Here is a 19,974-nt window from a genome sequence, read left to right as displayed (position 1 = left end):
GATTCAGCGTAGGCGCCTCGTCTACAATAGGTGCCTATCTCTGACGAGGTACACAATGCAAACGGAACCACGCGCCGTCAGTGTCGGTATCCTGAAGGGTGGATTCGCGAAGACGACTACCGCGCTCAACCTCGCGCGCGAGCTCGCGCACCGCAACGAGCGCGCGCTCGTCGTCGACCTCGACGACAACGGACACATGACGCTCAATCTCGGGTTCGAGGACAGGTACAACAGCACCGACGGGGACGGCGGCAACCACGCGGAAGCCGTCCTGCTCGAAGGTGAAGACCCGCGCGAGTACGTCGTCAACGTCGCAGAAGGTCTGGACCTCTTCCCCGCACACGAGGACTTGGAGAGCGTGCAGTCCGCGCTCAAGGAGGCGACGATGGGGACGACACGACTGAAGAAGGACCTCGTGGACCCGCTGCTCGGCGAGGAGTACGACTACGTCGTCATCGACTGCCCGGCGAACCGCGGGAAGCTCAACGACAACGCGATGTACGCCACCGGCAACCTCATCATCCCGCTGCGACCCGAGAACGGCTACGAGACGGGGCTGTCGAACACGCTCGACCGGCTCGTCGAGGAGGCTCGCGAGTACTTCGAGTTGGACATCCTCGCGGTCGTCCCCTCGGACCTCCGCAAGCGCATCGACCAGTCCACGCGAGACCGCAAGCTCCTCCGCGAAATCACGACGCGGGACGCCATCGACCACCTCGTCCCGAACTTCGCGTACCTCTCGGAGTCAGACTGGGCGGCCATCGACGCCGGGGACTACGACGGCGACCTGCCGGGCATCCGGTATCGCGCGTCCATCGACGACGCCCACCAGGAGGGCGTGCCGCTGCGCGACTACGACGCCGAGTGCGACCAGCTCGCGGCCTACGACGAGCTCGCGCAAATCGTCGAGCGCGGGGAGGTGGTCCGGTAATGGGCTTCGACGACCTCGAAGCTGCCGAGCAGTCCCGGGCCGACCGCGACGACGAATCCAGCGGCGGTGACGTCGAACCCCCGGAGACCGAGCCGGACGCCACCCGATCGACGGACGCGGACGATGCGGCCAGTGACCCGGCGGTTGACGGCGCGGCCGATTCGTCGGGCAGTGAGACGAGCGACGAGCCGGCCTTCGAGTACGACGACGTCAAGCAGGCGCCGCTGTACGCGCGCCCGGAAGCGTGGGCGGCGCTCGAAGACGCGCTCGACTTGGACGTCGTGCGCACGCTCCGGGAGGCGGGCGTCCGCAACGAGGAGAAGCGGGAACTCCACGACGCCGTCCTCCGGGTCGCCGCGGACCACCCCGACGAAATCGCCGAGGCCGTGCAGGAAGCGCGCCGCGAGGACTGAGCCGCCAGAAAGCACAAGCCGGGTGGCTCGGTAGCGGACGTATGGCGCCGTCCCTGCCGTCGGAGTGGCACGAGGTAGAGAACCCCGACTACATCACCGAGAAGTACCGCGCGACGAACCCGACGCTGTTCGTGCGCGAGGACCACGACGTCGGCGCGCACGTCCTTCCCGTCTCCACGTCGTCGCCGCACGACCCCGAGGAGTACCGCGCGGCCGCGATTCGCGGGAACCGCGACGAGTTCGACCGCGAGGAACCGATAGCGACGTTCGACGACCAAGACGAGGCGTTCGAGCGCGCGCTGGCGTTCGCGACCCACTACGTGACCGCGTACGCCGACCTCGGCGACGAGGACGCGGCGATGGAGGCCGCCGTCGAAGCCGTCCGGTAGCCCGCGCCGGTTCGCGGTCGAACTCGCCGACTGTCCGGGGGTTCCGCCGGGGAGTGCCCCTTCGCAAAACCATATGCCGCTGACCGACTAACGTCGAGACTGACATGGACGTGCTTCTACTCGGCGCGAGCGGCCGTATCGGGCACCGAATCGCGAACGAACTCCTCGACCGCGGGCACGCGGTCACGGGCGTCTCCCGCAGCGGCGATGTCGAGGGCATCGACGACCCCGACTTCCAAGCGGTCGCCGGCGACGCCACCAACGCGGTGGACGTCGCGGACCTCGCGGAGGGCCACGACGCGGTCGCGTCCGCCCTCGGTCCCAGCGAGGACGAGGACGTCACCGTGCTCGTGGAGATGGCGGAAGCCGTCGTCGAGGGGATGCGGGACGCGGACGTCGACCGGCTGGTGTGGACGGGCGGCGCGGGCGGGCTCCACGTCGGCCCCGACACGCGCCTCATCGAGACCGAGGACTTCCCCGAGGACTGGGAGCCCGTGGCGCGCGCGGCCATCGAGGCCTACGAGGTGTTCGAGGACGCCGACGACCTCGACTGGACGTACGTCGCACCCGCGGCGCTCATCGAGCCCGGCGAGCGCACCGGCGAGTACCGGACCGCGGAGGGCGAACTCGTCGCCGACGAAGAGGGTGACAGCTACATTTCGATGGAGGACTTCGCGGTGGCGTTCGCCGACGAACTCGAATCCGGCGACCACGTCCACACCTACCTCGGCACCGGCTACTAGAGCATCGACGTGACCTGTTCGGCGCTGGCGACCTCCGGGATGATGACGCGGTCGGCGCCGGCGCGGCGCGCGAGCTGCTCGTAGGTCTCGTCGCCGACGCGCACGACAAGCCGGACGCTGGGCGCGATTTGGCTGGCGTTCATCGCGATTTGGATGTTCGCGTTCGAGTCGTCGATGGCGCCGACGACGACGCCGGCGCGCTCGACGCCGGCGTCCCGCAGCGTCTCCTCGCGGCGGGCGTTTCCCTGAATCGCGAGCAGGTCGTCGTCGAGCGCCCGCTGGAACTCGGCGTCCTGGGACTCGATGACGACGACGTCTCGGTCGGTCGGCTTGAGCGCCCGCGCGATGGTTTTCCCGAACGTGCCGTACCCGCAGATGATGACGTGGCCGCGGAGGTCCGCGACTGCTTGCTCGATTTGCATGTGTTTGAGTTCCGTCTGGATCTGCCCGCCGAACGCCGCCGAGAACACCGTCTCGCCGATCCAGAGGCCGGCGACGACGAGCCCGGAGAGCACCACGACCGCGTACGCCTTCACGAGCGTTTCCGGCCCCTCGTGGGCCTCGAAGTGGAGTTCGATGCTCGTGGGGTCCAGCAGCCAGAACAGCGCGTCGACGACGCCGACGCCGCCCATGGAGACGAATCCGGCGACGCCGATTGCGACGGCCGCGGCGAACGCCGCGACCGGCCGCAGTAGCTGGCGGAGGAGTTGCCGGCGGACGACCGCGCGCAGCGGCGTGTCCAGCGAGCGCTTCACCGGCGACCGCCCCCGCTGTTCACGCCCGGCGAGAGCCCGGCTATACGAATGGACGTACGTTTAGTATTTCTCTCCATAGTTGTCCTTTACCGAGCTCAATTTCGCAAATCGGGATACATATGCGTGCGCAATAGCCTTTGCTACGCCATGAATAACCAAACATATCTGACGGCTCGGCGGCGGCGCGAAAAACAGTTCGGCGGGCGGGGCGAGCTACGGCGTTACAGGCCGGCGTACGGCCCTTCTTTGGCCTCGGTGAGCCGTTCGACCTGCTCGTCGGAGAGGTCGATGTCGGCGGCCGCGAGGTTCTCCTCCAGCTGGTCGACGGTGCGCGCGCCGACGATGGGCGCGGTGACGCCGTCGCGGTGGGTCAGCCACGTGAGCGCGACCTGCGCGGGCGAGGCGTCCACTTCGTCGGCGACCTCGTCGAGGACGTCGTGGAGGTCGAAGTTCTCCTCGGTGAGGTAGCTCTCCTCCCAGCGCGAGGACTCGCTGGCCTTCGACTCGCCGGTGAGGCCGTCCTCGCGGTCGTACTTCCCGGTGAGGAAGCCCTGTCCGAGCGGGCTCCACGGGCAGACCGCCAGCCCCTCGCTGCGGGCCATTTCCAGGTAGTCGCCCTCGATTTCGCGGTCCACGAGGTTGTACCGCGGCTGGACGACTGTGAACGGCTCCCAGCCCTCGCTGCGCGCGAGTTCGTTCGCCCGCGCGACCTTCCACGCGTTCGGGCGCAGCGTCGACGCGCCGATGTAGTGGACCTTCCCCTCCTCGACGAGGCCGTTCAGCGTCCGCATCAGCTCCCGCGTGGGCGTCTGGTCGTCCCAGCGGTGGATGTAGAGGACGTCGATGTAGTCGGTGCCGAGGCGGTCGAGGATGGCGTCCACGCGGTCGCGGACGTTCTTCCGGTTGTTCCCGCGGCTGTTCGGGTCGCCGTCCCGAATCTGCCAGTAGACCTTCGAGGCGATGGTGTAGCGCTCGCGGTCGCGGTCGGCGAGCCAGTCGCCGATCCACTCCTCGCTCTTCCCGCCGCCGTAGACGTCCGCAGTGTCGATGTAGCGGCCGCCCGCGTCGGCGTACGCGTCAAGCAGCTTCTTCGCGCGCTTCTCCCCGATTTCGATGTCGCCTTCCTCAGTTTCTTTGCCGAATCGCCACGTCCCGAACTGCAGCTCGCTGGTCTGCAGGCCCGTGTCGCCGAACTGCACGAACCCGAGTCCATCGTCGGAGTCACTCATAGTCGCTAGTGGCTACGTCCACCGGCCGAAAAAGCGTGCGCCAAGCGGCAAGCGCGCTCGGTTCGTCGTCGGGCGCGACACCTACAATCGACGGGAAATGAACTATGTTGCTCGCGACGAACGCGTCGGTATGGTCAGTGCGCCGTCGGTCCGAGCGAGCGCGTCGCGAGCGGACGCGTGGCTCCAGTCGCACCCGTTCGTCTGGTATCTGCTGTTCGCCGCGTTCCTCACCGCTGGCCGGCTCCTGTTCGGCGTGGTCGCCACGGGCGGGACTTCGACGGTGACACTCACTGAGGGAGTTCTCTTCGGCGTCGGGGTCGCGGCCACGTACTTCCTGCTCGAACGCTTCGTGTAGCAGCAGTCGTCAGTACGGTTCCTTATTCAGTAGATGAGGTGAAGTGGGATGAGATACGTGAGGTGTCGCATTGCCCCGTCACGCCTGCGAAACAGACAGGTGGTGGTAGAATCGTCGCGAAGGGGTCGTGCTACTCGGTGCTGCGAAGGTGGTCAGCGATACTGTCGTAGTCTCCGGCGACGCCCCGCTCGGTGAACCGGTAGGTCTCTTCTGCGGTCTCGACGTGCAGGATTTCCACGGTTCCGTGTTCTGCACGGGCGAACACGATAGTTCCCAGCCCAGAGAGGACACCGGAGAGAATCCCACCACCGCTCACCGGGTTGAACCCGGGTTCCACTCCGGCCGAGGAGCCGAAGTGGAGCGGTGCACGACCGGCTATCGGGCTGAATCCGGACCACCCGGTGAAGTAGACGTAGACCCCGAGAGCGGTCATACATATCGAGGTGAGTGCCAGTACGGAGGTCATCACGGCGAACCCGGTGAGCGTGTTCCGGGACACGTTCGTGATGTCCTCGCGCGGGATGGTTAGCTGCTCAGAGCCGTCGTAGCTGATTGCATCGTCCGTAACGGACAGTTTGCCGCCGTCTTCGTCGATAATGTGCTCACCGAGTTGTGCAGTGGTTTCGAGTTCCATGGCTCTACCTCGGAGTGACCCCACTCGTGTTTCCGAGTCTCACTCTCGTGAGGAGCTTAACAGTAGTTGAAACTACGGTTTTGTATTCGGAGTGAGTGTTGCAACAGTCGGTCAGTAGAGAGAAAGCACTTACCGAGACGACGGCCACTCGACACGCATGGAGCGGCGACGGCTCAATACTCTCGTCGGGCTCGCGATGGTTGGTGTCGGAGCCCTCCAGACGGGAGTCTACGCCCTGCAAAGCGAGTGGACACCCGCGGCTTTGGGCGTTCTCTATGCCGTGGTTGGAGTCGCGTATCTGTGGGTGCACGTGTACACTGCCGGTCAGTGAGCAACCCCACTTCCGATTGAGTCGATCCAGTTCCAGCATCCGTCCTGAATGGAGGAACTGCGCTAGCAACTACTGTTAGAACTCGGTGACGAGTTCGATGCCGCTGGTCTCGTAGTCGGTCATCGCGGCCAGCCGCTCGGAGACGGTTTCGAGAGCCACTCGCTCGGTGACGAGTTCGCTGGGCCGCAGGCTCCCCGAGGAAATCATCCGCAGGAGTTCGTCGTACCGCGACGGCGGCATCCCGCGGGAGCCGAGCACGGAGACGTCCCAGCGCGTGATTTCGTCCACGGGCAGCGACACCTCGCCCTTCTCGGCGTCGGTCGTCAAGCCGACTTGGACGTGCGTGCCGCGCGTGCGGAGGCAGTCCACGCTGTTCCGGCAGGTCTCGGCGCGGCCGAGCGCGTCCATCGAGACGTGCGCGCCGCCGTCGGTCACGTCCGCGATGGTCTCGGGCACGGAGTCGACTTGGTCCGAGCGCAATGTTTCGTCCGCGCCGACGCGCTCGGCCAGTTCGAGCGGGTCCTCGCGCACGTCCACAGCGACGACGCCCGCGCCGAGCGCGTCCGCAATCTGGACGCCGGCGAGGCCGAGGCCGCCGCAGCCGTGGACGGCCACCCAGTCGCCGCCCGCGACGTCCGCGCGGTGCGCGAGCGCGTGGAACGCCGTCGCGTACCGACAGCCCAGCGCGGCCACCGCCTCCATCGGCACGCCGTCGGGGACGACGGTGGCGTTGAAGTCCGCGTGCGGGACGCGGACGCGCTCGGCGAACGCGCCCTGCGCGTCCTGCTCGAAGCCGAGCGCGTAGCCGTCCTCGCAGACGTTCCCGTGGCCGCGCCGGCACTGCGGGCACGCGCCCTCCCCGAGGTTGAACGGGACGGCGACGCGGTCGCCGACGGCGACGCTGTCCACGTCGCCCCCGACTTCGACGACGGTGCCGGCTGGCTCGTGGCCGAGAATCTGTCCGCGGTCCACGCGGTCGTCGGCCCACTCGCCGTGGCCCTTCCACGCGTGCCAGTCACTGCGACAGATGCCACACGCTTCCACCGAGACGACGACGCCGTGGGGCGCCGGCTCGGGGTCCGGCACCTCCTCGACGGCCATCGGCTCCCCGTACTCGCGTAGAACTGCTGCGCGCATACGTGACGTACGCGGCGGCTGGAACTTAACAGTCGCCGTCGCGGGCCGGAGTCGTTACGGCGCCTGCTGGTCGGTCGGCCGGACGAGGAGTTCGTTGACGCTGACGTGCTCGGGCTGGGACGCCGCGAACACGATGGAGCGCGCGATGTCCTCGGGCTGGAGGACGTCCATCTGCTCGGTCATCTGCTCGGAGCGCTCCCGAATCTCCTCGTCGGGGATGTGCTCTGCGAGTTCGGTGGCGACGAACCCCGGTTCGACGAGGGTCGTCCGCACGCCGTTCTCGGTCTCCTCCTGCCGGAACGCCTCTGTGAACGCGTTGACGCCGAACTTCGTGGCGTTGTACCCGCTGGATGTCGCGCCGGCGACGCGGCCGGCGACCGACGAGACGTTGACGACGTGCCCGCCGTCGCGGAGGTGCGGGAGCGCCGCCTTCGTCGCGTTCATCACTCCGAGCAGGTTCACTTCCACCATCGTCCGCCAGTTCTCGGGGTCGGCGTCGGCGACGCTCTCCAGCAGCATGACGCCCGCGTTGTTCACGAGGACGTCGAGCCCGCCGAGTTCCTCGACGGTCTCGGAAATCATCGCTTCGACTTCCTCGGATTCGCTGACGTCGGTCGGCACGACGAGCGCTTCGCTGCCCGTCGCTTCGATTCGGGACGCCACGTCTTCGAGGCGCTCCTCGCGACGCGCGGCAACCGCGACGTCCGCGCCTTCCTCGGCGAGCTGGACGGCCGTTTCGGCGCCGATGCCGGAGGACGCTCCCGTGACGAGTGCGACGTTGTCGTCGAGCATACCGTATCAAAAGGCCGACACACCGTTAAACGTCCGGGAACCGGTGGCCGCCGCTTGATTCGCCGACAGACTGCCGGAAGAAACCCCAGCAAACGGTCTCACGCGAACTCGTCCGCGCCCGCCGAGCCCGTACCCTGTCCCGCGTTTTCTCGGAACGTTTCAGTGCGTCGTTTACCGGCTGGTCAACGGACCTATCCGTCGCCCCGCCGTACCACCGCTATGACGAACCGAACACCCACTGTCAGCACGACAGCACTCACTGAGGTGAGCGCCTGATGGCGCTCGCACTCGACGCCGTGTTGCTCGTCGTCGGGCGCGTCCTCTTCGGGGGCGTCCTCGCGTTCACCGGACTCAACCACTTCACGCAGACCGAACAGATGGCCGGCTACGCCGAGTACAAGGGCCTCCCCGCGCCGAAGTTCTCGGTGCTCGCGTCGGGCGCGCTCCTCATCCTCGGCGGCCTCGGCGTCATCGTCGGCGTCTTCCCGGTCGTCGCCGCAATCGCGCTCGCGGCGTTCCTCCTCGTCTCCGCGGTCATCATGCACGACTTCTGGGCGGTGCCTGACGACCAGCGACAGGACGAGGTGAACAGCTTCCTGAAGAACGTCTCGCTGGCGGGCGGGTCGCTCGTCGTCGCCGCGGTCGCCAGCGGCGGTTGGCCGCTCAGCATCGGCGTCAGCTTCTTCTAGGACTGCGGCCCGCCGGAGGCCGTACTGTTATCCCCGCGTCCGCCGTGACCACGAAGTATGCGAGCAGTCCGCTTACAGAAACACGGCGAACCCGAAGTCATGCACGTCGAAGACGTTGACCGACCGTCCCCCGGCGTGGGCGAACTCCTCTTGGAAGTCGCCGCCGCGGGCGTCAACCCCGTGGACACGTACTTCCGCGAGGGGTCCTACGAGCCGGTCGGCCTCCCGTTCACGCCCGGCGTGGACTACGCGGGCACCGTCGTCGAGGTCGGCGAGGGCGTCGATACCTTCGCGGTCGGCGACCGCGTCTACGGCACGGGCATCGGGAACGGCGCGCACCAGGGCGCGTACGCCGAGTACGCCACGGTTCCGACGGACCGCACGGTCGCACTGCCGGACGATGCCGATCTCGTGGAAGCCGGCGCGGCAGGCGTCGCGGCGGTCACGGCGTGGCGCGCGCTCGTCGACCACGCGGCCCTTGACCCCGCGGAGTACGCGCTCGTCCACGGCGGCTCCGGGGGCGTCGGCCACGCCGCCGTCCAGATTGCGGACGCAGTGAGCGCGCGCGTGCTCACGACCGCGCGGCCCGAGTACCATGACGGCGTCGCCGCGCTCGGCGCCGACGCCGTCCTCGACTACACGCGCCACGACCTCGAAGACGCGGTCCTGTCGGTGTCCGACGGCGGCGTCGACGTCGTCCTCGACCACCGCCTTGACGACTACCTCCAGTTCGACGCGAACGTCGCCGCACAGAACGCCCGCGTCGTCGGCATCGGTGAGAACAGCCCAGACCCGGGCTTCACCGACGACGGCGCCGCGCGCTCGAAGGACGTCACCTACCAGTTCATGAGCATGTTCAACACGCCGGACCTGCGCGTGCCGCTGCGCGGCGTCGCCCACCTGATGGCGACCGACGAGCTCTCAATCGAACTCGCGGCGACGTACGATCTCGAGGAGGCCGCCGCCGCCCACCGCGACGTGCTCACCGAGAGCTACCTCGGGAAGCTCGCGGTCACGCCCTGACCTCGAACGAAACCTATTACGGGGTCGGCGACGACGCTGTCGGTGCATGCACCGACGATTGGTCCTCGCGTGCGTGCTCGTCGCCGTGGTCCTCCTGACCGCCGGCTGTGCCGGCGGCCCGTTCACCGGCGGCGAGCAGACCCCGACGGCGACCACCGGTCAGCCCGGTGGCACCGTCGACAGCACGACGAGCACTCCGAACCAGTCGAACAGCACGGACGACGCGCCCAGCGTGGGCGACGTCGTCGAGAACCACACGGCGGACCGCTTCACCGTCAGCGCGCTCGCGGAAAGCGATGACGGCGGCACGCTCGTAGCGGGGGCGATCGGCCTGCGCGCGTCGAACGCGACGGTGCTCCGCGTCGGCGCGAACGACACGACCGACTGGACCCGCGAGTACGCGTCCGCGAACCGGACGGGCATCGCGGCCATCGCGCCAAGCGGCGACGGCGGCGCGTACGTCGTTCGGACCGATCGACGCCAGCCCGAGAACGCCTCGCAGTGGAACGTCAGCGTTTCGCTCGTCCGGCTCGGCCCCGACGGCGAGCGCCAGTGGGCTGACTCGCTGAACGCCACCGGCTACGTCGCGCGCGGACTCGCGCTCGCGCAGGCCGACGACGGCGTGGCCGTCGCGTACCCCCACCCGGACCGCGAGGTGCGGCTCGCGCGCTACGACGACGCCGGCAACGTGACGCTCGAACGCGCCTACGGCGTCGAGGCGAGGCCGACCGCGCTGCGGACGACCGACGACGGCTTCGTCCTCGCGGGCACCGGCTCGTTCGACTCGCCGTGGGTGGCGCGCGCGAACGAGACCGGCGCGCTTGTGCTGAACGAGACGTACAGCGACGCCGCGGGCGGCCGCGTCGCCGGCGTGAAGCCCACCGACGACGGCGACCTGCTGGTGGCCGGGACGTTCCAGCCCGGGTTCATCGGCACCCAGTTCACGCCGTGGGTCGCGCGCGTCGGCCCGGACGGTGTCCCCGAGTGGAACCGCGTCTACCCGACGGCCGGCGAGACGCGCGTCAGGGACGTCCTCAACACCGACGATGGCGTGGTGCTCGTCGGGTCCGACCGCACGGAGTGGGCCGACAACACCACGACACGGTTCGTCGGCGTCGCGGCCAACGGCACCGAGCAGTTCCAGGCGAACCGGACGAACACGTCCCGCGTCCTCGCCGCAGTCGGCGACGGTGACGGGGCGACCGCCGCGACGATGAACTACCGCGGGCGGAACGCCTCGACGAACGTCTGGTCGGTGGAGCTCCCCGACGCCACCGCCGGGACGACGCTCGACGCGGAGGCCGCGCCGACGTCCAACGAGTCGGTCTACCGCGGACAGGCGCTCGGCTTCGAGTACCCGAACGCGAGCGCCGACGCGCTCGACGTCGTCGCGGTGCCCGGCAAACACGACGACTTCCAGCGGCACGTCGAGCGCCGCGTCGCCCTCGAAGCGGACGGCGAGGCGGTCGTCGAGTCCGCGACGCTCCCGCTCGGCGAGTACGTCCTCGAAACGCCGGCCGGCGACGCGCTCGCCGTCGAGAACGGGACGCTAGTGCCCGCGACGGGCAACGAGACCGCCGCCTTCGAGGTGACGCGCCACGACCTCGACGCCGAGATGAACTCGACGTACGTGGACGCGACGACCAGGGACGCGAACGCCACTGTCTCGCTGTCCTCGCAGCGCTCTAACTTCTCGGTGCACGTCAGCGTGGATCGCTTCCACGGCGACGCGGCCGGCGCCGACGCGCTCCGCGACGCGTTCGCGGACACGCCCGGGTTCGCCGGCGTCGAACGCGTGGACGGCCGCCCGGTCGCGCGCGTGGACCTCGGATCGGCGCACGAGGCGACGATGGACGGCCGCCACGCCCGCTGGAACGAGCAGGTCGCGTTCTCGGCTGACGCGCTCGACGCCGGCCTCTACCGCGTTCGCGTCGCGGGCGCCGACACCCGCGACGGCGGCGCGACCGCGACGACGCGGCTCGTCGTCGGGAAGTCCACCGACGAGCCGCTGAACGTCACGCTCGAAACCGACTCGCTGAACGTGTCGGTGGGCAACGAGTCCGCCACGAACGTCACGGTGTCGGGGCTCGACGACGGCGTCGGCGCGATGTCGATGAGCGCCCGGCGCGGCGGCCAGCCCGCCATCAGTCTCGAAGCCGACGTCAATATCCACGCCAGCCGCGGCGAGGGCCACGGGATGTGGTCCGACCGCGAGGCGACCGCCAGCGCCGCCGGCTTCGAGGGCAACACCAGCGAAGGAACCGTCGCCGTCGGCGACCTCTCGGTGAGCGCCGACGAGCGCATGGTCGACGTCGAGGGTAACGCGACCCAGACGGTCACGTTCGGGCTCGACTGGGTTGTCGACGGGGACGGCACCCCGTACGCGATACCGGACGAGCGGACGATTACGGTCGAAGTGACGAACGAGACCGCGCCGTCGCAGGGCTCGTAGCCCGCGCCGGTCGTACCTTCGGCTACGCTCGTTCTTCTTTGCGGCGCCGTCGCAGCGAAAAACGGGGAGTGTCTGCGCCGGTCAGGCCGACTTCACGGCGTCCAGCACTTCGTCGTAGTCGGGCTCGTTGGTAGGGTCGTCGGCGACCCACGCGTACGTGATTTCGCCGTCGTCGTCGAGCACGAACACCGCGCGGTTGGCGATGCCGTAGAGTCCGAGGTCCTCGATGTCGATTTCGAGGTCGTAGGCGCGGATAGCGTCGCCGGCCATGTCGCTGACGAGGTCGAACTCGATGCCGTGCTCCTCGCGGAACGCGCCCTGCGAGAACGGCGAGTCCGCGCTCACGCCGAGGAGAGTCGCACCGGCGTCCTCGAAGTCGTCGAGGCGGTCCTGGAACGCGACCATCTCGTTCGTGCACGGCGGCGTGAACGCGCCGGGGAAGAACGCCAACACGACCGGCCCGTCGCCGAGGTAGTCGTCGAGGGCGAAGTCCTCGTGGTCGCTGGTCCCGAGCGTCGCCTCGAACCGCGGTGCGGAATCTCCGGTAGATACCATGACAGGTCGTACGTCGTGCGGCCACATTAAGGTAGGTTCGAACACAGCCGAGTTCGCCGAAACGACTCAGATAGGCACCTACGAAAGAATAGGTACCTATTCTTGCGTGGACTGCGGCTCGACGACTTCGACGCCCGTCACCTCGAATCGCGCGCCGCCGGCCTCGCCGTCGGTGACGCGCACCGTCCAGCCGTGCGCCTCGGCGACCTGTTGGACGATGTTCAGGCCGAACCCCGTGCCGTCGTCCACCGTCGAGTAGCCGTACTCGAAGACCTTCTCGCGGTCGCCCTCGGGGACGCCGGGGCCGTCGTCTTCCACGTAGAACCCCGAGCCGTCGTCGAGCAGACCGACGGTGACGGTGACGTCGCCGCCGTCCTCGCGAGCGGCCGAGCGGGGGTTCGCGGCGCTGTGTTCCACAGCATCCTCAGAACGCGAAGCGCTCTGGGGGTCTATGGAACCGTGTTCCACAGCATTACGAAACAGGTTCTCGAACAGCTGGCGGACGCGGCTCTCGTCGCCCCGAATCGACGCCGCGGCGTCGCCAGCCAGCGTCGCGTTCCCGGTGTCCACGGTCGCCCAGCAGTCCTCGACGAGCGACCGGAGCCCGATTGTCGTGACGTCGCCGACGCCGCTTCCCTCCCGCGTGAGCGCAAGCAGGTCGTCGATGAGCGCCTGCATCCGCTCGTGGGCCGCCGTGACCTCCTCGAAGTGGCGGTCGTCGCCGGTCTCGCGCGCCAACTCCAGCCGGCCCTCGGCGACGTTCAGGGGATTGCGGAGGTCGTGGCTGACGACGCTGGCGAACTCCGAGAGGCGCTCGTTCTGCGCGGAGAGCTCGCGCTCGCGGACGCGCAGCTCCGCGGTCCGCTCGACCTGTTCGAGCGCGGTGACGACGTTCTCGGCGAACACCTCCCCGAGCGCGATGTCGTGTTCGTCGAACGCCGACGGCGACGGCGACCCCACGAGGAGAATCCCGTGGTCGCCCAGCGGCAGGAAAATTTCGCTCCGCACGGGCGAGTCCGGGCGGTAGACGTCGGCGTCGCTGTGCACGTCGTCCAGCGCCAGCGGCTCGCCGTCCTCGAAGACCCGCCACGCGATGCTGCTGCCGGGCCGGAACGTCGGCGGCTCGTCGATGATGTCCCGCGCGGCGTCGGAAATCGCCGCGGGCACGAGCGCGTTCTGCTCGCTGTCGTAGAGGTGAATCGCGTTCGCGTTCAGCCCGAGGATGTCGCGCGTGGCCGCCACGGCCGTCTCCGCGACCGCCTCGCGGCTGTCGGCGGCCAGCAGACTCCGCGTCGTCTCGCTCAGCGCCCGGAGGCGCCGCTCGCGGCGCTTCCGGTCGGTGACCTCGCGGTCGGAGACGACGATGGAGACGACGTCGCCGTCGTCGTCCGTGACCGGCCGGAACACGCCCTCGACGGCGTACGGCTCCCCGTCGCCGTCCACGAGGTCGAGCTGGAACTCGACGTACTCGCCGTCGGCGGCGCGCTCGACCCACTCGGCGACCGACGCCCGCGCGTCCGCCGAGTGCGCGAACCACGGCGTCTCCCAGAACGGCTCGCCGGTCACGCTCTCGACGTCGCTGTTGACGTACTCGAAGGCGGTCTGGTTGATGTCCCGGACCGTGCCGTCGGTGTCCAGCAGCCCCACCAGGATGTTCGGGTCCTCGAAGATAGCGCGGTACTGCCGCTCCCTGTCGTGGAGTTCGCGCTCGCGGGCCTTCCGCTCGGTGACGTCCCGCGAGAACCCGGTGACGCGGACGACGTTGCCGTCGTCGTCCGCGACCGGCTCGCCGCGCGCCCACACCCAGCGGCCGTAGTCCTCGGCCTCGTTGACGCGGTACTCGACGTCGAGGTGTTCGCCCGCGGCCAGCTCGTCCATCGCCGCCTCGACGCGCTCGCGGTCCTCGGGGTGGACCCCGTCGAGGAAGCTCCGCGGGTCGTCTTCGAGGGACTCCACGGACCGCCCCCAGATGTCCTCGTAGGCGTCGTTGACGAACAGAAGCTCCTCCCAGTCCGCGGAGAACGTCCAGAGGACGTCGTGGGTGTGGGCGGCCAGCTCCGCGAGCTGCTGTTCGGTGTCCTCGGCGTCGCGCTCGGTCTCCCGCTGCCCGACGGCGTTGGCGATGCGGTTCGCGAGCAGCTCGTAGTGGTCGGTGCCCGACTGCTTCTGGAGGTAGTCGGTGACGCCCGCGGAGATGGCGTCGCTGGCGACCTCCTCGGAGCCCTTCCCGGTGAAGAGGATAAAGGGGAGGTCGGGGTAGTCTTCGCGGACGGCTTCGAGGAACTCGATGCCGTTCTGCTCGGGCAGGTCGTAGTCGGAGACCACGCAGTCGTAGTCGCGTGCCGCGAGCGCGTCCAGCGCCGCGGCCGTCCGCGCGGCCGTTTCGACGACGAACTGGCCGTCGGCCCGTTCGAGGAACTCGCCGGTCATCTCGGCGAACCCCGGTTCGTCGTCGACGTGGAGGACGCGAATCGCACCGTCCATTACTATGCGTTCGTCGGCCAATCAGGATAGCCATTGTGGTGGCGGCCCCCGGCCCCGTGTCAGTATCTGCCGTGGGTGAGAAATCCTTTTGTCCTGATGCCGTGGAGGGTACGCATGAGCAGTCGCGAGAAGCTACTCCCGTTGTTGCGAGAGAACGCCCGCTACTCCAACGAAGACCTCGCCCGACAGACCGGCCTCGACGTCGAGGAGGTCGAAGCGACGATTCGGGAGCTAGAGAGCGACGGCGTGGTGCGGGGCTACCGCGCCATCGTGGACCGCAATCAAATCGACCCCGAGCGCGTGCGGGCGTCCGTGGAGTTGAACGTCACGCTCGACCGCGAGACCGGCTACGACGACATCGCCGAGCGCCTCGCGAAGTTCCCCGAAGTGGAGGGGCTGCGGCTGGTCAGCGGCGACTACGACTTCGCGATGGATGTCGAGGGCGACTCGATGAGCGAGGTGTCGAACTTCATCAGCGAGCAGGTCGCGCCCGTCCCCGAGATTACCCAGACTGTCACCCACTACATCATGGAGACGTACAAGGAGGGCGGCGTGGAGTTCGAGGACGGCGACGACGACGACCGGCTCTCGGTCTCGCCATGAGCTTCGAGGAGTCCGAGCGCCTCGAAACCGTCCCGCCGTCGGGCATCCGGCGGTACTTCGAGCTCGCCGAGGAGCAAGACGACATCATCTCGCTGGGCGTCGGCGAGCCCGACTTCGCGCCGCCGTGGGCGGCCCGCGACGCCGCCATCTCGTCGCTGGAGCGCGGGCAGACGTCGTACACGCCGAACCGCGGGCTGCGCGAGCTCCGCGAGGAAATCACCGCGCACGTCGCGGACAGCTACGACCTCGACTACGACGCCGACGAGGAGGTCCTGGTCACGGCGGGCGCCAGCGAGGCCGTGGACCTCGCGTTCCGCGCGTTCCACGACCCCGGCGACGCAGTCGCGGTCGCGCAGCCGTCGTACCTCTCCTACGTGCCGGCGGCACGGCTCGCGGGCGCCGACGTCGTCGAGGTGCCGACGCGCCGCGAGGACGAGTTCAAGCTCACGCGCGAGGTGCTGGAGGCCTCCGGCGCCGCCGACGCGGACACGCTGGTGCTGTGCTACCCGAACAATCCGACCGGCGCGACGATGACTCGCAAGGAACTGGAGCCAATCGCCGAGTTCGTGCGCGAACACGACCTCCGGGTGTTCTCGGACGAAATCTACGCCGCGCTGTCCTACGAGCACGACCACACCTCCATCGCGACGCTGCCGGGGATGCGGGAGCGAACGGTCGTGTTCAACGGCTTCTCGAAGGCGTACGCGATGACTGGGCTGCGGCTGGGGTACGCGCTCGCGCCGCCGGAAGCCATCGAGTCGATGAACCGCATCCACCAGTACACGATGCTGTCAGCGCCGACGACCGCCCAGCACGCCGCCATCGAGGCGCTTCGCAACTGCGGGGACGACGTCGCGGAGATGCGCGCGCAGTACGACCGCCGCCGGAACTTCGTGCTCTCGCGCTTCGAGGAGATGGGCATCGACTGCTTCCCCGCGTCGGGCGCGTTCTACGTCTTCCCGGAGTGCCCGTGGGACGACAGCGAGGCGTTCGCCGAAGCGCTCATCGAGGAACAGGGCGTCGCGGTCGTTCCGGGCGGCGTCTTCGGCGCCGGCGGCGAGGGCCACCTGCGGGTCACGTACGCGACGGGGCTGGGCGACCTCAAGGAGGCGCTCGCCCGCATCGAGGAATTCATCGACTGACGCCCGCTGGCGTCGTGCGCTACTCGGCGTCGGCGACGGCGACGACCTGCTTGCCGATGTTGTTGCCGGAGAACAGCCCGAGGAACGCGTCCGGCGCGTCTTCGAGGCCGTCCACGACGGTCTCGCGGTGGACGAGCTCGCCGGTCGCGACCCACTCGCCGAGCTGCTCGCTGGCCTCGCCGAACCGCGTGGCGTAGTCGCCGACGAGCAGCCCCTGCACCTTCGCCCGGGGCGCGATGAGCTGCGGGAGCTTCCGCGGGCCGGTCGGCACGCCCTCGTCGTTGTAGTGGGCGATTTGGCCGCAGACGGCGACGCGCGCGTCGAGGTTCAGCTTCGTGAACACGGCGTCCGTGATGGGGCCGCCGACGTTGTCGAAGTAGACGTCCACGCCGCTGGGCGCGGCGTCGTCGAGCGCGCTCCGATAGTCGTCGACGTCCTTGTAGTTGATTGCGGCGTCGAAGCCGAGGTCGTCGGTGAGCCACGCGACCTTCTCGTCGGTGCCCGCGAAGCCGACGACGCGGCAGCCGTTGAGCTTCGCAATCTGGCCGACGACGGAGCCGACCGCACCCGCCGCGCCGGAGACGACGACCGTGTCGCCGGGCTTGGGCTCGCCGACGTCCAGCAGGCCGAAGTACGCGGTCCGGCCGGGCATCCCGAGAACACCGAGGTACGCCTCGGGGTCGGCAATCGAGGGGTCCACGGGCGCGACCTCGCCGGCGTCCAGCACGGTGTAGTCCGCCCACGTGCCGTTGCCGGTCACGAGGTCGCCGGCGTCGAAGGCGTCGCTCTCGCTCTCGACGACCTCGCCGACCACCGCGCCCTCCATCGGCTCGCCGACCGTCCACGGCTCGGCGTACGACTCGGCGTCGCGCATCCGGCCCCGCATGTAGGGGTCCACGGAGAGGTAGCGCACGCGAACGAGCAGTTCGCCGTGTTTCGGGCTCGGCACGTCGCCCTCGCGGAGTTCGAAGCTGTCCATGTCCGGCTCGCCGTCGGGGCGCTCGGCGAACACCCACTCGCGGTTGGAGTTGCGCATATCTCGTAGTCTCGCCGGGAACGGACGACGGTTACGCTTCCAGCAGGGCCTTCCGCTGCAGCGATTTGTTCGAGAGTGTCGCCGCACACAGAGATGACGCAGTTCATCCTGTCTGCCGTCATAGGGATAGCGGCAGTCACAGGTCGCCGCAACCACTAGCCGTAAGCAGTCGGGTGGTGTCGGTGGGGCTATGCCCGAGGTTACCGACCGGGTGCGCGGCGTTGAGCGCTCACGTATCCGCATGATGTTCGACAGAGCCGAGCGACACGACGGCGACCTCGTCCGACTAGAGGTTGGCGAACCGGACTTCGACACGCCCGAGCACGTCGTCGAGGCCGCCGTGGACGCGGCCCGCGGCGGGGACACGCACTACACGCCCAACGCGGGCACGCTGGAACTCCGGGAGGCCGTCGCCGGGAAGTTCGAGCGCGAGCGCGGCGCGAGCTTCGACCCCGACTCCGAGATTATGGCGACAGTCGGCGGGATGGAGGCGCTGCACCTCGCGCTGCTGGCGACCGCCGAGGCCGGCGAGGAGGTCCTCATCCCGTCGCCCGTCTACCCGAACTACGAGGCGCAGGCGAAGCTCGCGGACGCCACGCCCGTGAACGTCCCGCTGGACGCCGACGCCGGCTACGCGCTCGACGTCGAGGCCGTCCGCGAGGCGCTCTCCGCGGAGACGTCGGCGGTCGTGTTGAACTCGCCCGCGAACCCGACCGGGCAGGTGTTCGACCGGGACGCCGCCCTCGACGTCGTCGAAGCCGCCGCCGAGCACGACGCGTGGGTCGTCTCCGACGAGGTTTACATGGGACTGACCTACGACGGGCCGACGCGCAGCCTCGCCGCGGACGCGGAGACGGACAACGTCCTCGTCGTGGACTCCGTCTCCAAGCAGTACGCGATGACGGGGTGGCGGGTCGGCTGGCTCGCCGGCCCGGAACACTTGATTTCGGAGACGACGAAGATTCACGAGGCGACGACTGCCTGCCCGTCCAGCGTCGCGCAGGCCGCCGCCACGCGAGCGCTCACGGGCGACCAAGAACCAATCGAGGCGATGTACGACGCGTTCCTCGAACGCCGCAACTACGTCGCCGACCGCATCGCGGACATCGAGGGCGTCACGGCGCCGACGCCCGACGGCGCGTTCTACGCGTTCATCGACGTCTCCGAGCTCGGTGACGACTTCGAAATCGCGAAAGAGCTCTGCGACGACTACGGCGTCGTGCTCACGCCCGGCAGCGGGTTCGGGCCGGGCGGCGCAGGGAACCTCCGGCTGTCGTTCGCGAACAGCCTCGACAACCTCGAAGCGGGGCTGGACCGCTTCGAGGCGTTCGTCGCGGACACCTACTGAGGCTCCGAGCGAATGGCGTCGGGTGCGCGCTCCGCGAGGAACGACCGCAGCGACGCCGCGTCCGCGCTCCCCGCCAGCCGGTCGAGGCCGGCTTCCGCTTCCCGCAGGCGCTTCGCGCCGTACCGGCGGAGGTCTCGCTCCTCGACGTCCAGCGGCAGCAGCGAGTCCGGACCAGCCGAGTCGAGGACCCGCTGGACGTGGCGCGCGGCGCTGAATCCGCGGCCGAGGTCCGCGAACGGCTCGCGGCCCGGGTCGTCGATGCCCGCGATGGTCGCGCCGACGACGGCGGCGCCCTCGCCGAGCGCGCCGACGGTGTCGTCGAGCAGGGACTCGCTCTCGGCGGCCGAGCGCGCGTACGCGGCGTCGAACCCCTCGACAATCGTCTGGAGCGCGGCGGTGAGCGCGTCGAAGCCGTCCCGCGGCGGGCCGTCCTCGACCCGGCTGAACGCCGCGTACGCCGCGGAGTTGAGGTAGTCGCCCGCGAGCAGCACCGCGGTGGTGTCGCGGTCCGTCGCGGCCGCGTGGTCGTCGCGGTCGGTCAGGAGGTCGTACCGGAGCCGGCAGTACCCGCGGAGCAGTTCGACGGCGGTCGCCGCGGGGAGCGCGGCGTCGGCGTCGGGCGCATCGGCGGCCGCGTCGTAGGAGAGCGCGACGAGCTGGCCGAACCAGCGGTCGGGGCACTCCAGCACGGTCGAGCGCGCCAGCGACAGGCCGCCGGCGTCGGCCGACGCCAGCGTCGCGTCGAGGCGGCGGTTGAGTTCGGTCCGGCGTTCGGAGGGCGAGAGTTCGGTCATCGTGTTAGCGGGCGTCTGTCTCGTGTGTGAGCGTACCGAGCAGTCCGGCAAAAGCGTTCGGGAAGGAGCCGACGCTCGCGTGCCGCTCTCCAAGTGCCCGGTGCGGGGAGTCGTGCGCCGATGCAAGGTGTTTTCCGGG

21 protein-coding genes are annotated in these 19,974 nt (G+C 69.1%); 12 read left to right on the top strand and 9 right to left on the bottom strand.

The window, feature by feature from the left end; all coding sequences use genetic code 11:
- Positions 1-55: 55 nt before the first annotated feature.
- From HHUB_RS06750 to HHUB_RS06735, 4 genes are all read left to right on the top strand, one after another.
- Entirely contained in the window at positions 56-931 is an 876-nt protein-coding gene (locus HHUB_RS06750; protein WP_059056840.1) for a ParA family protein, read from the top strand.
- On the top strand, positions 931-1,344 hold the full coding sequence (locus HHUB_RS06745) for a hypothetical protein (protein WP_059056838.1): 414 nt from the start codon (positions 931-933) through the stop codon (positions 1,342-1,344). Before HHUB_RS06750 ends, HHUB_RS06745 begins: the two co-directional genes overlap by 1 nt.
- Before the next feature lie 41 nt (positions 1,345-1,385).
- Entirely contained in the window at positions 1,386-1,733 is a 348-nt protein-coding gene (locus tag HHUB_RS06740) for a hypothetical protein (protein ID WP_059056836.1), read from the top strand.
- Between the two features lie 104 nt (positions 1,734-1,837).
- Positions 1,838-2,476 carry an NAD(P)-dependent oxidoreductase gene (locus tag HHUB_RS06735; RefSeq protein ID WP_059056834.1) on the top strand — a complete coding sequence of 213 codons (639 nt, stop codon included), beginning with the start codon at positions 1,838-1,840 and terminating at the stop codon, positions 2,474-2,476.
- Here HHUB_RS06735 and HHUB_RS06730 read toward each other — a convergent pair.
- The gene (locus HHUB_RS06730) at positions 2,473-3,231 is read right to left on the bottom strand and encodes a potassium channel family protein (RefSeq protein ID WP_059056833.1); all 759 of its coding nucleotides are present in this window, start codon (positions 3,229-3,231) and stop codon (positions 2,473-2,475) included. The two genes, HHUB_RS06735 and HHUB_RS06730, sit on opposite strands and share 4 nt — an antisense overlap.
- Before the next feature lie 221 nt (positions 3,232-3,452).
- The gene (locus HHUB_RS06725; protein ID WP_059056831.1) at positions 3,453-4,460 is read right to left on the bottom strand and encodes an aldo/keto reductase; all 1,008 of its coding nucleotides are present in this window, start codon (positions 4,458-4,460) and stop codon (positions 3,453-3,455) included.
- Positions 4,461-4,590: 130 nt separating this feature from the next.
- On the opposite strand from HHUB_RS06725, the gene HHUB_RS06720 reads away from it, so the two are divergent.
- Positions 4,591-4,815, top strand: coding sequence for a hypothetical protein (locus HHUB_RS06720; RefSeq protein ID WP_059056830.1), 225 nt, complete (start codon positions 4,591-4,593; stop codon positions 4,813-4,815).
- Between the two features lie 130 nt (positions 4,816-4,945).
- On the opposite strand, the gene HHUB_RS06715 is transcribed toward HHUB_RS06720, so the two are convergent.
- Positions 4,946-5,449: a hypothetical protein gene (locus tag HHUB_RS06715; RefSeq protein WP_059056828.1), complete on the bottom strand. Its 504-nt coding sequence runs from the start codon at positions 5,447-5,449 to the stop codon at positions 4,946-4,948.
- Positions 5,450-5,606: 157 nt separating this feature from the next.
- Here HHUB_RS06715 and HHUB_RS16595 point away from each other — a divergent pair, with 157 nt between their 5' ends.
- Positions 5,607-5,780: a hypothetical protein gene (locus HHUB_RS16595; protein ID WP_157533991.1), complete on the top strand. Its 174-nt coding sequence runs from the start codon at positions 5,607-5,609 to the stop codon at positions 5,778-5,780.
- Positions 5,781-5,855: 75 nt separating this feature from the next.
- Here the strand turns inward: HHUB_RS16595 and HHUB_RS06710 are convergent, their stop codons facing one another.
- Both HHUB_RS06710 and HHUB_RS06705 read right to left on the bottom strand, forming a co-directional pair.
- Positions 5,856-6,917, bottom strand: coding sequence for a zinc-dependent alcohol dehydrogenase family protein (locus HHUB_RS06710; protein ID WP_059056826.1), 1,062 nt, complete (start codon positions 6,915-6,917; stop codon positions 5,856-5,858).
- 54 nt (positions 6,918-6,971) lie between these two features.
- Positions 6,972-7,709, bottom strand: a complete 738-nt coding sequence (locus HHUB_RS06705) for an SDR family oxidoreductase (RefSeq protein WP_059056824.1) — start codon at positions 7,707-7,709, stop codon at positions 6,972-6,974.
- Between the two features lie 275 nt (positions 7,710-7,984).
- Between HHUB_RS06705 and HHUB_RS06700 the strand changes: the two genes are divergently transcribed.
- Genes HHUB_RS06700 through HHUB_RS06690 form a run of 3 tightly spaced genes read left to right on the top strand, consistent with a single transcriptional unit; the run spans position 7,985 to position 11,873 of the window.
- The gene (locus HHUB_RS06700) at positions 7,985-8,398 is read left to right on the top strand and encodes a DoxX family membrane protein (protein WP_059056822.1); all 414 of its coding nucleotides are present in this window, start codon (positions 7,985-7,987) and stop codon (positions 8,396-8,398) included.
- Between the two features lie 57 nt (positions 8,399-8,455).
- Positions 8,456-9,421 (top strand): NADPH:quinone reductase, encoded by a 966-nt coding sequence (locus tag HHUB_RS06695; protein WP_059056820.1) that lies wholly within the window; start codon positions 8,456-8,458, stop codon positions 9,419-9,421.
- Between the two features lie 46 nt (positions 9,422-9,467).
- A complete protein-coding gene (locus HHUB_RS06690) occupies positions 9,468-11,873 on the top strand; it encodes a hypothetical protein (protein WP_059056818.1) in 2,406 nt (801 codons plus the stop codon).
- Positions 11,874-11,954: 81 nt separating this feature from the next.
- Here the strand turns inward: HHUB_RS06690 and HHUB_RS06685 are convergent, their stop codons facing one another.
- Positions 11,955-12,428, bottom strand: a complete 474-nt coding sequence (locus HHUB_RS06685; protein WP_059056816.1) for a redoxin domain-containing protein — start codon at positions 12,426-12,428, stop codon at positions 11,955-11,957.
- Between the two features lie 96 nt (positions 12,429-12,524).
- The gene (locus tag HHUB_RS06680) at positions 12,525-14,912 is read right to left on the bottom strand and encodes a hybrid sensor histidine kinase/response regulator (protein WP_059056814.1); all 2,388 of its coding nucleotides are present in this window, start codon (positions 14,910-14,912) and stop codon (positions 12,525-12,527) included.
- 114 nt (positions 14,913-15,026) lie between these two features.
- Between HHUB_RS06680 and HHUB_RS06675 the strand changes: the two genes are divergently transcribed.
- Together HHUB_RS06675 and HHUB_RS06670 are read left to right on the top strand one after the other, a co-directional pair.
- Positions 15,027-15,515 carry an Lrp/AsnC family transcriptional regulator gene (locus HHUB_RS06675; RefSeq protein ID WP_059056813.1) on the top strand — a complete coding sequence of 163 codons (489 nt, stop codon included), beginning with the start codon at positions 15,027-15,029 and terminating at the stop codon, positions 15,513-15,515.
- Positions 15,512-16,657 (top strand): pyridoxal phosphate-dependent aminotransferase, encoded by a 1,146-nt coding sequence (locus tag HHUB_RS06670; protein WP_059056811.1) that lies wholly within the window; start codon positions 15,512-15,514, stop codon positions 16,655-16,657. Before HHUB_RS06675 ends, HHUB_RS06670 begins: the two co-directional genes overlap by 4 nt.
- Before the next feature lie 19 nt (positions 16,658-16,676).
- Here HHUB_RS06670 and HHUB_RS06665 read toward each other — a convergent pair whose 3' ends face one another.
- Complete coding sequence (locus tag HHUB_RS06665; RefSeq protein ID WP_059056809.1) at positions 16,677-17,693, bottom strand: NADP-dependent oxidoreductase; 1,017 nt, start codon at positions 17,691-17,693, stop codon at positions 16,677-16,679.
- Between the two features lie 190 nt (positions 17,694-17,883).
- On the opposite strand from HHUB_RS06665, the gene HHUB_RS06660 reads away from it, so the two are divergent.
- A complete protein-coding gene (locus HHUB_RS06660) occupies positions 17,884-19,041 on the top strand; it encodes a pyridoxal phosphate-dependent aminotransferase (RefSeq protein WP_059056808.1) in 1,158 nt (385 codons plus the stop codon).
- Here HHUB_RS06660 and HHUB_RS06655 read toward each other — a convergent pair.
- Positions 19,035-19,835, bottom strand: coding sequence for a hypothetical protein (locus HHUB_RS06655; protein ID WP_059056806.1), 801 nt, complete (start codon positions 19,833-19,835; stop codon positions 19,035-19,037). The two genes, HHUB_RS06660 and HHUB_RS06655, sit on opposite strands and share 7 nt — an antisense overlap.
- Between the last annotated feature and the right edge of the window lie 139 nt (positions 19,836-19,974).

This window comes from Halobacterium hubeiense (genome assembly GCF_001488575.1).
GTDB lineage: Archaea > Halobacteriota > Halobacteria > Halobacteriales > Halobacteriaceae > Halobacterium > Halobacterium hubeiense.
The sequence above is the reverse complement of the archived record's forward strand: the minus strand, read 5'-3'. Positions and strand labels throughout refer to the sequence as shown.